Annotated in this window: 17 protein-coding genes; 1 reads left to right on the top strand and 16 read right to left on the bottom strand. The window is 44.5% G+C overall.

Annotated features, from left to right (window positions below; all coding sequences use genetic code 11):
* Positions 1-593 precede the first annotated feature (593 nt).
* The 8 genes from AC3AQ9_RS11405 to rpsF form a co-directional block, all read right to left on the bottom strand.
* A complete protein-coding gene (locus AC3AQ9_RS11405; protein ID WP_488307609.1) occupies positions 594-1,880 on the bottom strand; it encodes an adenylosuccinate synthase in 1,287 nt (428 codons plus the stop codon).
* 131 nt (positions 1,881-2,011) lie between these two features.
* Positions 2,012-3,367 carry a replicative DNA helicase gene (gene dnaB, locus AC3AQ9_RS11400; RefSeq protein WP_488307860.1) on the bottom strand — a complete coding sequence of 452 codons (1,356 nt, stop codon included), beginning with the start codon at positions 3,365-3,367 and terminating at the stop codon, positions 2,012-2,014.
* A gap of 13 nt (positions 3,368-3,380) precedes the next feature.
* Positions 3,381-3,830, bottom strand: coding sequence for a 50S ribosomal protein L9 (rplI, locus tag AC3AQ9_RS11395; RefSeq protein WP_488307608.1), 450 nt, complete (start codon positions 3,828-3,830; stop codon positions 3,381-3,383).
* The gene (locus tag AC3AQ9_RS11390; protein ID WP_488307607.1) at positions 3,827-5,803 is read right to left on the bottom strand and encodes a DHH family phosphoesterase; all 1,977 of its coding nucleotides are present in this window, start codon (positions 5,801-5,803) and stop codon (positions 3,827-3,829) included. The genes rplI and AC3AQ9_RS11390 overlap by 4 nt, the downstream gene beginning before the upstream one ends.
* A 14-nt stretch (positions 5,804-5,817) precedes the next feature.
* On the bottom strand, positions 5,818-6,768 hold the full coding sequence (locus AC3AQ9_RS11385) for a YybS family protein (RefSeq protein WP_488307606.1): 951 nt from the start codon (positions 6,766-6,768) through the stop codon (positions 5,818-5,820).
* Positions 6,769-6,944: 176 nt separating this feature from the next.
* Positions 6,945-7,181, bottom strand: a complete 237-nt coding sequence (rpsR, locus tag AC3AQ9_RS11380; protein WP_036810891.1) for a 30S ribosomal protein S18 — start codon at positions 7,179-7,181, stop codon at positions 6,945-6,947.
* Between the two features lie 56 nt (positions 7,182-7,237).
* A complete protein-coding gene (gene ssb, locus AC3AQ9_RS11375) occupies positions 7,238-7,717 on the bottom strand; it encodes a single-stranded DNA-binding protein (RefSeq protein ID WP_036810886.1) in 480 nt (159 codons plus the stop codon).
* 51 nt (positions 7,718-7,768) lie between these two features.
* Positions 7,769-8,056 carry a 30S ribosomal protein S6 gene (gene rpsF, locus AC3AQ9_RS11370; protein ID WP_106533339.1) on the bottom strand — a complete coding sequence of 96 codons (288 nt, stop codon included), beginning with the start codon at positions 8,054-8,056 and terminating at the stop codon, positions 7,769-7,771.
* A 174-nt stretch (positions 8,057-8,230) separates the two neighbouring features.
* On the opposite strand from rpsF, the gene AC3AQ9_RS11365 reads away from it, so the two are divergent.
* Complete coding sequence (locus tag AC3AQ9_RS11365) at positions 8,231-8,791, top strand: DUF3267 domain-containing protein (RefSeq protein ID WP_488307605.1); 561 nt, start codon at positions 8,231-8,233, stop codon at positions 8,789-8,791.
* Positions 8,792-8,819: 28 nt separating this feature from the next.
* Here the strand turns inward: AC3AQ9_RS11365 and AC3AQ9_RS11360 are convergent, their stop codons facing one another.
* The 8 genes from AC3AQ9_RS11360 to noc all read right to left on the bottom strand — a co-directional run bounded on the left by AC3AQ9_RS11360 (position 8,820) and on the right by noc (position 15,255).
* The gene (locus AC3AQ9_RS11360) at positions 8,820-9,194 is read right to left on the bottom strand and encodes a gamma-glutamylcyclotransferase family protein (RefSeq protein WP_488307604.1); all 375 of its coding nucleotides are present in this window, start codon (positions 9,192-9,194) and stop codon (positions 8,820-8,822) included.
* A gap of 241 nt (positions 9,195-9,435) precedes the next feature.
* Positions 9,436-10,536, bottom strand: a complete 1,101-nt coding sequence (gene ychF, locus AC3AQ9_RS11355) for a redox-regulated ATPase YchF (protein WP_488307859.1) — start codon at positions 10,534-10,536, stop codon at positions 9,436-9,438.
* A gap of 155 nt (positions 10,537-10,691) precedes the next feature.
* A complete protein-coding gene (locus AC3AQ9_RS11350) occupies positions 10,692-10,892 on the bottom strand; it encodes a DUF951 domain-containing protein (RefSeq protein WP_488307603.1) in 201 nt (66 codons plus the stop codon).
* A 16-nt stretch (positions 10,893-10,908) separates the two neighbouring features.
* A complete protein-coding gene (locus tag AC3AQ9_RS11345; protein ID WP_488307858.1) occupies positions 10,909-11,745 on the bottom strand; it encodes a mechanosensitive ion channel family protein in 837 nt (278 codons plus the stop codon).
* Between the two features lie 94 nt (positions 11,746-11,839).
* Complete coding sequence (locus AC3AQ9_RS11340) at positions 11,840-12,556, bottom strand: DUF554 domain-containing protein (protein ID WP_488307602.1); 717 nt, start codon at positions 12,554-12,556, stop codon at positions 11,840-11,842.
* A 73-nt stretch (positions 12,557-12,629) separates the two neighbouring features.
* A complete protein-coding gene (locus AC3AQ9_RS11335) occupies positions 12,630-13,463 on the bottom strand; it encodes a ParB/RepB/Spo0J family partition protein (protein WP_488307601.1) in 834 nt (277 codons plus the stop codon).
* Entirely contained in the window at positions 13,456-14,217 is a 762-nt protein-coding gene (locus tag AC3AQ9_RS11330) for a ParA family protein (protein WP_488307600.1), read from the bottom strand. The genes AC3AQ9_RS11335 and AC3AQ9_RS11330 overlap by 8 nt, the downstream gene beginning before the upstream one ends.
* Before the next feature lie 171 nt (positions 14,218-14,388).
* Complete coding sequence (gene noc, locus AC3AQ9_RS11325; protein ID WP_488307599.1) at positions 14,389-15,255, bottom strand: nucleoid occlusion protein; 867 nt, start codon at positions 15,253-15,255, stop codon at positions 14,389-14,391.
* Positions 15,256-15,275 lie beyond the last annotated feature (20 nt).

The raw sequence follows: 15,275 nt of genomic DNA, 5'->3' as shown, positions 1-15,275 counted from the left end.
AAAGTCGAGAACCGCGTGCAAATTCCAGCGATTATGGCATGCTGAAAGTAATAACTGTTATTTCTGGAAACCGAAATAATCGGTTATTTTCATCATAGAAGCGTAATATTTGTCATAAAACTCCTTAAAAAAGAAACAAATATGTGTCTTTTTTGTTAAAAATGAAGAAATACGATAAAAAAAGAGCTGAAATCGACTCGTTTCAGCTCTTTTTAATCTATTATTTAATGGCTTGAATTAGAAAAGCTAGCTTTTATACACTGCTTCGGCCGCTTTGGGCATGGCTCTCGCAAGAAGCCAGGAAGACCACCTGTCTTCTTGCTTCGCCTAGCCCTTGGACGCGCCTTCGCTGGATAAGCTTTCTAGAAAAGAGAGGATTAGTTGTGCCTCTCTGTATATATCGCTTACTTAGATATGGAGCAAAACAGCGGAGACGCCCGTACTGCTCCTGCAGTGCTGCGCTTGCGGAATATCGATGGAAAGCTAAAAGAGCCGAAACAGATTACGTTTCAGCTCTTTGCATTTAATTATTCAGTTTCTCTTATTCCGCCTTAACGGTCAGTGGCAAGAACTCCCACTGATTGAAGTTTCCCTTATCGCCAAACGCTTGTGACGATATTCGTCTGGTTGCGGTCAGGACCGACAGAGAAGATGGAGATCTGGACACCTGTCAGCTGTGCAATGCGCTCTAAATAATGGCGCGCGTTTTCAGGAAGTTCATCCAGTGATTTGCAGCCTGTTACGTCTTCTGACCAGCCTGGAAGCTCCTCGTATACCGGCTCACATTCAGCTAGCATACGCAGGTTTGCTGGGTATTCTGTGATCAGTTCACCATTGTGGCGGTAAGCCGTACAGATTTTCACAGTCTCAAGGCCTGTCAATACGTCAATTGAGTTGACGGTCAAATCAGTCAAACCACTGACGCGTCTTGCATGGCGGACAACAACACTGTCGAACCAGCCGATTCGGCGTGGGCGTCCTGTAGTTGTGCCGTATTCTTTGCCAACTTCACGGATCTGGTTGCCCACTTCATCAAATAACTCAGTTGGGAACGGGCCGTCTCCAACACGCGACGTATAGGCTTTGCAGACACCGATTACGTGCTGGATTGTGGTCGGGCCGACTCCGGCACCGATCGTCACTCCGCCCGCTACCGGGTTTGATGATGTTACAAATGGATATGTACCTTGGTCGATGTCCAGCATGACGCCCTGTGCACCTTCAAATAGAACGCGGCGGCCGTGGTCAATCGCATCGTTCAATACTTTGGATGTATCCGTTACATATTTCGCGATTTCCTGCCCGTATGCGAAATATTCTTCCATGATTTCTTCGACAGTAAAGCCGTCTGTTTCATAAAACTTCTCGAACATCCGGTTTTTCTCATTTAAATTCATGCGAAGTTTTTCTTCGAACACGACATGGTCTAAAAGATCGGCCATGCGAATGCCGACACGTGCTGCTTTGTCCATATAAGCCGGCCCGATGCCTTTGCCAGTTGTTCCGATTTTGTTCGCTCCACGTCTTGCTTCTTCCACTTCATCCTGCTTGATGTGGTATGGCAAAATAACATGCGCCCGGTTTGAAATGCGCAAGTTCTCTGTAGTAACTCCTCGTGCATGCAGCGCTTTAAGTTCTGTAACGAGCGCTTTCGGATCGACAACCATGCCGTTTCCGATTACTGAAATCTTGTCTTTATAGAAAATCCCTGATGGAATCAAATGCAATTTATACGTTTCGCCGCCGAAAATAATGGTATGGCCGGCATTGTTCCCGCCTTGGTAACGCGCAATTACTTCTGCGTGTTCGGATAGAAAATCCGTAATCTTTCCTTTTCCTTCGTCTCCCCATTGCGTTCCTACTACTACGACTGATGTCATCATCCGCACCTCCGTTAGGCTTATGCCCTATCTCAAACAGTCTTCATTGTATCAGCGAAAACGCTTTTCGTCAATATAAAACACGAAAAAACACGAACGTAAGAATGCATATAAGCATTCAATGTTCGTGTTTAGAAATCTCCACCAGATTCGTGCTGGCTCCAGTCAATGGTGACGAATTTATTGTATTCTTTCACAAATGCCAGTTTAACGGTACCGGTCGGGCCGTTCCGCTGCTTAGCGATAATGATTTCAATCATGTTCTGATCTTCGGTTTCTTTATCGTAATAATCTTCCCGGTATAAGAAGGAAACGATATCGGCATCTTGCTCGATACTTCCTGATTCCCGTAAATCCGACATCATCGGCCGCTTGTCCTGGCGCTGCTCCACTCCACGGGACAGCTGGGACAAGGCAATGACCGGCACTTCAAGTTCACGTGCCAGCCCTTTCAAGGAACGGGAAATATCTGATACTTCCTGCTGGCGGTTTTCGCCGGAGCGTCCTGGCCCTTGAATCAGCTGAAGATAATCGATCATGATCATGCCAAGGCCGTATTCCTGCTTGAGGCGACGGCATTTCGCCCGGATGTCATTGACCCGGATGCCGGGAGTGTCGTCGATGAAAATCCCGGCGTTCGACAAGCTTCCCATAGCCATCGTCAATTTGCGCCAATCTTCGTTTTGAAGTGCTCCAGTCCGCATCACTTGCGCATCAATATTTCCTTCTGCACAAAGCATACGCATAACCAGTTGTTCCGCACCCATTTCCAGACTAAAAATCGCGACGTTTTCTTCGGTTTTCGTTGCCACGTTCTGAGCAACGTTCAATGCAAAAGCCGTCTTACCGACAGAAGGCCGTGCAGCTACGATAATCAAGTCGTTTCGCTGGAACCCTGCTGTTATCTTATCCAGGTCACGGAAACCCGTAGGAATGCCGGTAACGTCTCCTTTGCGGGTATGCAGCAATTCGATATTGTCATAGGTCTTCACCAAGACATCTTTGATATGGATAAAGTCGCCGGCATTTTTTCTGCTCGACACTTCCATCATTTTCTTTTCTGCTTCTGCAAGCAGCGCCTGCACTTCATCTTCGCGTGTAAAGCCGTCTTCCACAATAGAAGTCGCTACACGGATGAGCCGCCGAAGAAGTGATTTTTCTTCAACGATATGGGCATAATGCGCCACGTTGGCAGCTGTCGGAACCGCATTGGCAATTTCCGTCAAGTACGATAAGCCGCCGACGTCTTCCAATTCTTTTTTAGCAGATAATTCTTCTGTTACAGTAACAACATCAATCGCTTTGCCGTGATCCGATAACGTGAGCATGGTCTGAAAGATTTTCTGATGGGCAATGCGGTAAAAATCTTCCGGCATGACAATTTCAGCCACGGAAATCAGTGATTGCGGTTCTAAAAAGATGGCCCCAATTACCGATTGCTCGGCTTCATGGTTATGCGGAGGGACACGATCTATGGTTTCGTTCATTTGGTTCATGGGCTTACGCTTCTTCTGTTACATGGACTTTAAGTGTAGCAGTGACATCCTGGTGCAATTTAACCGGAATGTTCGTGTAGCCAAGAGCACGGATGGCATCATCCAATTCCATTTTGCGTTTATCCAGCTTAATGCCATGGTTTTTTTCAAGTGCTGTTGCTACTTGCTTAGTTGTAATGGAACCGAATAAACGGCCGCCTTCACCGGATTTCGCTTTTAATTCAATCGTTAAGTCTTCAAGTTTTTCTTTCAGTTTTTTCGCATCTTCCAGCTCTTGAGCCGCTTCTTTTTCTTCTTTTTTCTTTTGGCCGGCCAGTTGGCTGATCGCAGCCTGATCTGCCTCTTTTGCCAAGTTGTTTTTCAGCAAGAAGTTATGTGCATAGCCATCTGCCACGTTCTTAACTTCGCCTTTTTTGCCTTTTCCTTTTACATCTTTTAAGAATATTACTTTCATTCGATTATTCCTCCCTCATACTGTTCCGTTATCACTTGTTTCAATTGTTCAATTGCTTCTTCTATTGTGACGCCTGGCATCTGGGTTGCAGCATTCGTCAAATGGCCGCCGCCTCCCAGATTTTCCATGACAATTTGCACGTTTACTTCACCGAGCGAGCGGGCCGAGATGCCAATGCCGCCTTCTGCGCGCTCTGCAACCACGAAAGAAGCATTGACGTCTTTCATTGTTAACAGAATGTCAGCAGTCTGGGCAATCAATACCGGGCTGTAAATCTGTCCTGGCTCGCCTTTGGCGATTGCAATTCCGTCTGCCACAAATTCGACCGTCTGGACGATTTTAGCCCGCTCTAAGTAGGTATCAAGGTCTTCTTTCAGCAAACGCTGGACAAGCACAGTGTCCGCTCCATTTGAGCGAAGATAAGAGGCCGCTTCAAATGTTCTGGCACCGGTGCGCAGTGTGAAACTTTTGGTATCGACGATAATTCCCGCCAGCATGGCAGTCGCTTCCAGCATCGACAGCTTTTCATGTTTCGGCTGGTACTCAATCAGTTCCGTTACAAGCTCCGCTGTCGAGGACGCGTAAGGTTCCATATAGACAAGCATCGTATTGGTGATGAATTCCTCGCCTCTGCGGTGATGATCGATCAATACGACGCGTTCCATGCGCTGAAGCACCCGCTCATCAATGACCATTGAAGGTTTATGGGTATCCACCACAACAAGCAAGGAATTATCCGTCATCATGGACAGCGCTTCTTCCGGTGTGATAAACCGTTCAAACAGCTCGTCGTCCTGGCGGATTTCTTCCATCAAACGCATAACCGAGCGGTCGTATTCATTAAAGTCGAGCACGATGCTGCTTTTGACTTTGTTCATCGCCGCCATTTTGGACACGCCGACCGCTGCCCCGATGGCATCCATATCCGGCAGTTTATGGCCCATTACAAAGACATGGTCGCTTTCCTGGATCAAATCACGCAATGCGTGCGAGATAACCCGCGCCCGTACCCGCGTCCGCTTTTCGACCGGGTTTGTTTTGCCGCCGTAAAATTTCACTTTGCCGCTAGGGTGTTTAATGGCTACCTGGTCTCCGCCGCGCCCAAGTACCAGATCAAGTCCGGATTGGGCCATGGCGCCAAGCTCCACAAGGGAAGCCGAACCAGCGCCAACGCCGATGCTTAAAGTTAAAGCCAAATTATCTTTCGAAGTCACTTCCCGGATATCATCCAGGATAGCGAATTTCGACAGTTCCAGTTCTTTTAATATCGATTCATTGAAAACCGCCATGAAGCGGTCCGAGGAAATCCGTTTGACGAAGATTCCATAATGCGAACCCCATTCGTTGATCAAGGAAGTCACCAGGCTGTTCAAATTGCTTCGCGTCTGGTCATCCATGCCCTGGGACAATTCATCATAATTATCGATAAACAAAATGCCGATGACCGTCCGGTCCGCATAATACAATGTTTCAATTTCAACTTGTTCCGTAATATCGAATAGATAAAACAGGCGATCGTCTGCTTTGTAATAAACACGGTATTTGCGTTCTCCAAGCGTGATGGTCATATCCCGTACTTCTTCCGATTTTACCAGTGTATGAAACTCATCCGATAAGCCATAAAGAGACTCTCCTATCAACGTGTCGTACTCAAGCATCGACGTCATGTAAGGGTTGGCCCATTCGATATCGAAGTTTTCATTGACCAGTAAAATACCAATGGGCATTTCCAGCAGCGCTTCTTCTCCGACTTTTTTCATCCGGTAGGAAAGCGTTTCAATATGCTTTTCGGTTGCTTCGTACACCCGCTTTTCAGTAATCCAGGCATAAATGAAAACCGCCCCGAAAAGTATGATGAATATTCCCGCTATCCACTCTGATCTCAAAGAGACCACAATCGCTGCCGCCAATCCTAAAAACAGCAGCAACAGAAGGGGAACTCGAAGTTTCCTTTTTCTAAAAAAAGCCGACATTTCTTTTCAGCTCCTCATTTTCCTTTAAAATCATGTGCTCGTTTAACCCATCCCCGGATATCGAAGCCGAGGTCTATAATTCCGACAATGCTGGTAAACGACTGCAGCGGCAATGCCAGAATGGTAACAATGACGGTCACCCACTTCGGCCAGCCTTCTTGTTTGATGTAAAAATGATAGAAAGATACACCTTGCAGGAAAAGCAGGAATTGAAGCACGACGGATGCATTGATAAAAATCATATACGCCATTGTACCGGGCTGCAAATCAGACAGCAACGAAATGAGTAAAACGATTAAATAATACCATAATACACTTTTCGGCAATTTCATATCCCGAAAAGGCGGAAATTTTGGAACTTCAATGCCCAGACGCTTCAAAATCGGCAGCAACAGCAGCAGCATAAGCCATACTGATATGAAAACCCCCAGCACCAGTAAAGCCGGCAGCAATGTTTCAAACGTCATCATCAACTGATTGACCATTTCATTGTATTCGTCCGTGGACGCTCCGATACTTTCCATCAAGGTGCCGGTTTGCTTATATGAAGCTTCCATCGCGGTCATCATCTCTTCAATGACATTGATGCCCAACAGCCAAATGGATGCCAGATACTGAAGCATTATCGACAGCAGCAAGACAATGCCTGAGCACATAAACATGAATAGTTTTGTTTTTTTCTGATAGATTGACATCCCGATGACCAGGCCAAGCGGAATGTGGATCAATGCCAGCGGCAAGGCGAGCAGACCCCCGACCAGCGCTGATAAAATCAGGCACACTGCCGCAAAAAGCGCTGAAGCCTTCCAGTGATATTTAGCACTGTACCAGGCAATGGGCAAAGCTAAAAATAATGTCGTTACAACATTTAAAAGAGGCACATAAACAGAGAGGGCGAGCAGTACCGCAAAGACCGCCGCCATCATGGCCCCATGAGTAATTTGTCTTGTTTGTTGATTTGGCATTCTGTTGTTTTTCCCCTTCTTTCGGGTTGATTTCATCCTTATAATTGTAACATGATTAAGGTCGCTGAACAAAATAAGGGGGCATTCGAAAGAATTCACTTGTCAATTTTATGGCAACAAAAAAAGACCGGTTTCCCGGTCTTTTTCGCAATATAAGAAAATATGATTTTCTTTAATTATCTTTCTTCCGCAACAAACGGTAGAAGTGCCATGATACGAGCGCGTTTGATAGCGATTGTCAACTTACGTTGCCATTTAGCGCTTGTGCCTGTAACACGACGTGGCAAGATTTTTCCTCGTTCAGAAATGAATTTCTTCAACAAGTCAGTGTCTTTGTAGTCGATGAAAGTAATGTTGTTAGAAGTGAAATAACAAACCTTTTTACGTTTCTTTCCTCCGCGACGTGGTGCCATATCGAATTACCTCCCTTTTAATTAGATTTTTTCGTTCTTCGCGAGTCCGGTCCTTCTTAGAACGGCAAATCGTCATCCGATACTTCGATCGGGCCGCTGCCGCTTGAGAATGGATCCTGGTCTACACGGGTATAGTTTTGCTGACTTGGGCTCGGCGATTGGTTCTGCTGATAGGATGGCTGTTGGCCTTGTGAACGGTCTGCATTAGCCCCAGAGTTTTTAGGCTCAAGGAATTGGACACTGTCCGCCACGACTTCCGTCGTGTAGACGCGTTTTCCATCCTGCCCTTCGTAGCTTCCAGTTTGAATGCGGCCTTCAACGCCAGCCAAGCTTCCTTTTTTCAAGAAGTTCGCTGTGTTTTCAGCTTGTTTGCGCCAAACAGTACAATTGATAAAATCCGTTTCTTTCTCACCTTGCGCATTGGAGAATGTCCGGTTTACAGCCAGTGTAAAACGGGCAACTGCCGCACCGCTTGGGGTATAGCGAAGATCTGGATCTTTTGTCAGTCTTCCGACTAAAACGACTCGGTTAATCATCAGAATTCAACCTCCTTTAAGTCAATAGTATTTTACAGATGCATATGCTGCTTACGCGTCTTTGCGTACAGCGATATGACGAATAATGTCTTCGTTAATGTTCGCAAGACGTGTGTATTCGTTGATAGCTTCAGAACCAGCGTTTACTTTTACGATTTGGTAGAAACCTTCACGTAAATCGTTGATTTCATAAGCTAAACGACGTTTACCCCACTCTTTCGACTCGATGATTTCAGCACCGTTAGAAGTAAGGATGTCGTTAAAACGCTCAACTAGAGCTTTTTTAGCTTCCTCTTCAATTGCAGGCTGAATAATGTACATTAATTCATACTCTCTCATCGTGTTGTCACCTCCTCATGGACTTGGGCCCTGCTGATTCCAGCGGGCAAGGAGCAAGCAATTCAAAATATTACTCACATCAATGTATTGTATCATAAAAGACGCCGGGCAGCAAGCCTGTTTTTCATACCTTGTTCCGCTATACTTTATGTAGACGATGAAGGAAGTGATTTTATGGAACCGACTCATACCATTGAATTGAAGTTAGAAGAAATTGCTCCGAAGGCCTTGTGGATCAATGTGCTGCTTCTAATTCTCTTTGCTGCGGCTTATCATTTTTTCGCCGAACCGCTTTCTTTCGGTTTTTCATTCAATGGCGTTCTGCTGTTTATCCTCGGCTATGTGGCTCTGATTGTACTCCACGAATTATTTCACTTGATCGGTTTTGTGCTGTTTGGCAAAGTAACGCTTGCTTCGTTGAAATACGGCATCAATTTAAAAATGGGGATCGCCTATGCGACGACCAGTACGGCTATCCGCAATAATGCCATGAAAAAAGCCTTGCTGCTGCCTTTCTGGACAACTGCTGTCATCCCGACCATCATTGGTTTTTGGATTGGCAGCCAGGTATTGGTCCTTCTTGGCGCCATGCTTGCGGCCGGTGCCATCGGTGATTTTTATATGTACCGGGAACTGCTAAAAGAACGCGGCGACGTTTGGGTGCTGGATGACCCGGAACTTCCGCGCCTTCATATTTACCAACAAAACCCCAATATAAAAAGCGCCGATCAATGATCAGCGCTTTTTTGCGTTTAACGAAGTTTTAAAGGGTTACTGCAACATCCCAATTGCCCGATTCCACTTTGCTCTTCAATAAGTTTTCGGATTTCGCTATATAAACAGCAGTCTGCAATACTTTTCCTTCAGTTTGGACATCAATCGTCACTTTATTGAAAAGATCAGTTGCTCTTCCTGTATAATCCTCCAGGTAGTCGATTGCCGGCCAAAGTTCCTTAGGAATGTAATAGACTTCCCCGTGAATCTCGCCTTGCTCGGATAGAGTCATTGCCGGATAGCCAAGTCCAGTATCGTACATTTCCCCTTTTGCAACTGCATGCTCTGCGACCAATTCTGCTTCACCTAAATAATCATGATATTTTCCGCCACGCTTTAACGTTCCATATACAAATAACAACATTTTAATCCTCCTATATCAAAGACCGAATGCGGCTAAGCATCCGGTCATTTTTTATTTTTTATTCCAATGGCTAAGGGGTAATTACTTTTTTTAACTGGCCGTTTCCGACAGTAAAACTTTTTGAGCAGAAGACAGTCTTACACTATATTTTATGCCTATCGAAATGAACGGCCGTTTCGCTTTTAGACTTATCTAGCCGCGGTGCCCAGCGCCTGTCGGGGCTAAACGGGCATTTCCGCTTTTAGACGTTAAATCTAAATAGCATTACGTCTCCGTCTTGGACAACGTATTCTTTGCCTTCTTGGCGCACTTTACCGGCTTCTTTTGCAGCTGACATTGAACCCGTTTCAATAAGGTCCTCGTAAGCCACAGTTTCAGCACGGATAAATCCACGTTCAAAGTCAGAGTGGATCACACCTGCACATTGAGGAGCTTTCATGCCTTTTTTGAATGTCCAAGCACGCACTTCCTGCACTCCTGCAGTGAAATATGTCGCAAGTCCAAGCAGATTATATGATGCTTTGATCAGCTGGTCCAAACCAGATTCTTGGATGCCAAGCTCTTCAAGGAACATTTCTTTTTCTTCGTCTTCCAGTTCAGCCATTTCTTCTTCAATCTTCGCACATACGACGATGACTTCTGAATTTTGCTGAGCTGCATAGTCCCGGACTTTTTGAACATATTCATTGTTTTCTGCATCGGTAATTTCATCTTCCGCTACGTTTGCTACGTATAGCATCGGCTTAAGCGTCAATAAATTCAAGTTTTTTGCGATGCGCAATTCATCTTCTGTAAAGTCGATGGAATGAGCCAGATCTCCAGCTTCAAATGCCTCGCGAAGTTTCATCAATACAGGTTCTTCAGCAATTGCATCTTTGTCTTTTTGCTTGACCAATTTGGCAGCTCGGGCAATGCGCTTTTCAATGCTTTCCATATCCGCAAGGATCAATTCCAGATTGATGACTTCAATATCTGAAATCGGGTCAACTTTTCCGGATACATGGGTGACGTTTTCGTCAGCAAAGCAGCGCACGACTTGAACAATGGCGTCTACTTCACGGATGTGTGAAAGGAATTTGTTTCCAAGACCTTCGCCTTTGCTAGCGCCTTTTACGATGCCGGCGATATCAGTGAATTCAAAAGCTGTCGGCACTGTTTTCTTGGGTACGACCAATTCAGTCAGTTTGTCTAAGCGCTCGTCCGGCACTTCAACAATTCCGACGTTTGGATCTATTGTACAGAACGGATAGTTGGCTGCTTCAGCCCCCGCTTTAGTAATAGCATTGAATAATGTGGATTTCCCCACGTTTGGTAAACCTACAATCCCTGCAGTTAATGCCAAAGGATTCACGACCTTTCTTCTGTCTAACACGAATTATTTTTTGCAACCATTCCATTATAGGAACGAAATACTATTCTGTCCATTTTTCCAAACTTATATAAATTCATTACTATTGTTATATAAGTATTGTCTTTATACTCATATAAGATTGACTTTTATTCTTCTTCGGCTTTCACTAAAATCTTCTTGATTTTCTTATTGAATTCGACGCGTGGAATCATGACACTGTGTTGGCACCCTTCGCATTTAATGCGGATATCTGCGCCCATGCGGATAATCTTCCAGGCATTTGCCCCGCAAGGATGCCCTTTTTTCATTTCCACGATATCATTCAGTCCATATTCTTTCTTTTCCATCGCTCTGTCTCCTTCGTTACTTTTTAGCAATAACCGACGGATTTGAGTCTTCAGGTGACCGCTGCACCATGACCATCCGCGGATAAGGAATTTCCACACCTTTTTGATCCAAAAATTCTTTCAGATCCCGTCGGATGCCACGGGAAACTGCAAAATGCTGCATTGGCAAGGTTTCTGCCGTAATTCGCATGATAATCTCTGTTGTTGTGATATTTTGTACTCCCAACAATTCAGGCGGCTTGATAATCTGCTCGTATTTTTCAGGAAGGTCCACCAAAAACTCCTGAATCAATCGCTCTACTCGTGCAATGTCCGATTCATAGGAAATGTTAACGTCGACTACTGCGATCGAGTTATGAATAGAGAAGTTGACAACATCTGTTACGTTGCCATTCGGAAAAATAAATAATTCCCCTGTAAACCCTTTTACTTTAGTAGTGCGCAAGCCAATTTCCTCGACTGTCCCTTCCGCTTGGCCAATCCGGACATAATCCCCTACTGAAAACTGATCTTCAAAAATGATGAAGAATCCGGTAATTACATCGCGCACCAAGTTCTGGGCACCGAAACCGACAGCGAGGCCGAGTACCCCGGCTCCTGCAATCAACCCGGTAATATCAATCGTGAAGGCTGATAATACCGCAATAATTGCCATAAAATAAACCGCATATGACACGACGTTTTCCAGCAATTTGGACATCGTCTGCTGCCGCCGTTCGTTGTATTTCAATGGCCCTTTTATACGCACCGCAAATGTTTTGCGAATCAGCATTTTAGCAATACGTACGACAATTCCGGCCACTACAATAATCAACATAACTTTCAAACCAACAAAACCGATATTGAGCCACATTTCTTGGTCCAGGAGAAACTTCTTCCCCTGTTCCACTGCTTCTTCTGTCTTTGCTACTGTACCTGCTGCCACTTTTACACCTTCCTACCTCCGGTTAACCTAAATTCATCTTATAGATAACCGTAACAATTAATCCAACGACCACTACACCGGGCAATAAATTCGCTACTCTTATTTTAGTGAGGCCGATCATATTCAAACCGATAGCAACAATCATGACGCCTCCTGTTGCTGTCATTTCCGTAATGAACATATCCAAAGCCGCATCAGGAATGATCAAACTGATTTGAGTTGCGAACAACGCAATCAACCCTTGATAAACAAACACGGGAATCGCTGCAAGCATTACGCCTACGCCGAGTGTTGAGGCCAGAATGATGGATGTAAATCCATCAATCAACCCTTTTGAAATCAATACGCCGTGTTCATTGCTCAACCCGCTCTCCAAAGCGCCGATAATTCCCATGGCTCCCATAATAAAAATAAGTGTTGCTGTCACGAAACCTTGAGCAAGACTTCCCTTGCTTTCTTTTTTCGCACCCAGCATGTCTTCCATCCAGTGGCCAAAGTTATTCAACTTGTCATCTAAATTCATCCATTCCCCAATGACTGCACCGAGCACCAAACTGATAATGACCACCACAAAATTTTGGCTTTCAAAGCCCATTTGCAGCCCAAGAACCACTACCGCCAGCCCAATTGCGTACATGACGGTTTCTTTCATCTTTTCGGGAATGTTTCGAAGCGCTCTTCCAATAAATGTTCCTGCTACAATTAAAACAGCATTGATCAAGGTACCTAAGAGAACCATCTTTCTACTTCCCCTTCCGCTCTCCTTTTACAAAACAGAACCTATTCCCCCGACTTATGGGAATAGGCACGGATTAATTTAAAAGTTCGAGTATGCGCTCCAAATCTTCTTCAGAGAAAAATTCAATTTCGATTTTCCCTTTGTTTTTGCTTTTCTTAATTTGGACACTCGTTCCAAAACGGTCTCTCAGTTCGGATTGCTTTTCTTCAATAAAAAGATCTTTCTTTTTTTCAATTGTTTCACGTGGAACATCTTCATTTAACCGCTGCACCAAATTCTCCAATTGACGGACGTTCAAACTCTCTTTAGCGACCTTTGCCGCTATGTCCGGTATCAGCTTTTTCTGTCGCAAACCGAGCAATGTACGGCCATGCCCCATCGTCAGCTTTTTATCTGAAATCATTTGACGTACATTTTCAGGCAATGCCAGTAAACGGATATGGTTCGCAATATGCGGGCGGCTTTTGCCAAGTCGGAATGCCAGCTGCTCTTGCGTCAAATTCAATGCTTCCATCAACTTCTGGTAAGCTTCTGCTTCTTCAATAGGTGTTAAATCTTCGCGCTGGAGGTTTTCCAAAATTGCCAGTTCCATCATTTGCTGATCGGTCAGCTCTTTGACAATTGCCGGAATCTCTTTTAATTTCGCCAGTTTAGCTGCGCGGAAACGTCTCTCTCCCACTACCAATTCAAAATGCTTTCCTGATTTTCGGACAACGACCGGCTGCAGGATGCCGTGTTCTTTAATAGAGTCCGATAACTCTTGCAAGGCCGGTTCATCAAATATTTTTCGCGGTTGATAAGGGTTCGTGCAAATTTCACCGATGCTGATCTGGTTGATTGTTTCTGCTTCGCTTAATGATTCGCCAGGAAACAATGCGTTAATTCCTTTTCCTAATCCTTTAGCCATTACGAATCACTTCCCTCGCCAATTCTAAATACACTTCTGCGCCGCGGGATTTCGGATCATAAATGATGATAGGCTCCCCATGGCTCGGTGCTTCGCTTAAACGTACATTCCGTGGAATAATGGTCCGGTAAACTTTGTCTTGGAAATACTTTTTCACTTCTTCAATCACTTGGATGCCAAGATTCGTCCGAGCATCAAGCATCGTCAATAACACACCATCAATCATCAAGTCATGGTTTAAATGCTTTTGTACGAGCCGAATCGTGCTTAGTAACTGGCTCAACCCTTCCAACGCATAGTATTCACATTGTACTGGAATAATAATAGCATCTGAGGCGGTCAGGGAATTGATCGTTAGCAAACCGAGTGAAGGAGGACAATCGATGATGATAAAATCGTACATCTCTTTTACTTCTTGAAGGGCATGCTTTAAGCGTACTTCTCTTGAAATAGTCGAAACAAGTTCGATTTCTGCCCCTGCCAGTGAAATGGTGGCAGGTACAACGTCCAAGTTCTCTACTTTGGTTTCCTTGATGGTATCTTTTATATCGACGTCATCAATCAACACTTCGTAAATGCATTGATTCACATCGCCTTTGTTGACCCCAACTCCGCTGGTCGCGTTTCCTTGAGGATCTATATCTATTAATAGAACTTTTTGGCCTAAATAAGCAAGGCAGGCACTCAAGTTCACTGAAGATGTTGTTTTTCCTACGCCGCCTTTTTGATTGGCGATCGCAATAATTCTACCCACACTTGCACCAACTTTCTTTCATACTTCTCTCATTTTACTGCTCAAGTATAACTAATTCCATTATAAAAACAAAAATAATGATAGTTTCTTTCCTTATTGTAACAAAACTATGGATATTTTATGATTACATTCCTATTAAAAAAGCTCTTTCCAACATTGGAAAGAGCTTTTTTATGATTTTTTCTTTGGTATTTTTACCGTAATTTGATAATACTCGTCATGGTCTTCTTCTTCCGTCGACAAGTCAATTCCGCTTTTTGTTACCATACTCAAAGATTGTTTAATGGTATTCATCGCAATTCTGACATCCCGGCTTACCGCTTTTCTTCTCGGTTTCGCCTTTTTCGGTTCGGCAGACAATATTTTTTCGACTTTCATTTCCAGCTGTTTTACATTAAGGCCTTGTTCTACTGTTTCATCAAACAGCTTCTTTTGTATTTCAGCGTCTTTTACTTTAAGCAGTGCCCGGGCATGCCGCTCCGTAATGATCCGGTTTAATAGCGCTGTTTGGAGTTCTTCCGGCAGTTTCAACAATCTGAGTTTATTGGCTACGGTCGACTGTCCTTTGCCAAGCCTCTGAGCAAGAGCTTCCTGAGTAATGCCTTGGAGTTCAAGCAAATTTTGATAGGCATTGGCTTCTTCAATCGAAGTCAGTTCTTCACGCTGCAAATTTTCAATCAATGCAATCGATGCTGTTTCTTTATCGCTTAGCTGGCGGACGATTGCCGGAACTTCTGCCCATCCTAAAGAAGACATTGCCCGGAAACGCCGTTCTCCTGCAATGATTTCATAATTCCCCTCTTCATCCGACGCTCTTACAACAATCGGTTGAATAACCCCATGCATGTGAATCGTGCGGGCCAATTCTTCAATCTTTTCTTCATCGAACACCGTACGAGGCTGGAATTTGTTTGCGCTTATTTTCTCAATCGGCAACTTAACTACTTCTTCTGAAAGCTTGTTTGTTGCCTCTATTGGTTGTTCTGGTTCATCTGCTTTATCTCCGCCCCCGAAGAAACGGGAAAAAGGACTCTTCATCCTCAAGCACCACCTTTTAA

The organism is Planococcus sp. VCh962, assembly GCF_057748275.1.
The sequence above is the reverse complement of the archived record's forward strand: the minus strand, read 5'-3'. Positions and strand labels throughout refer to the sequence as shown.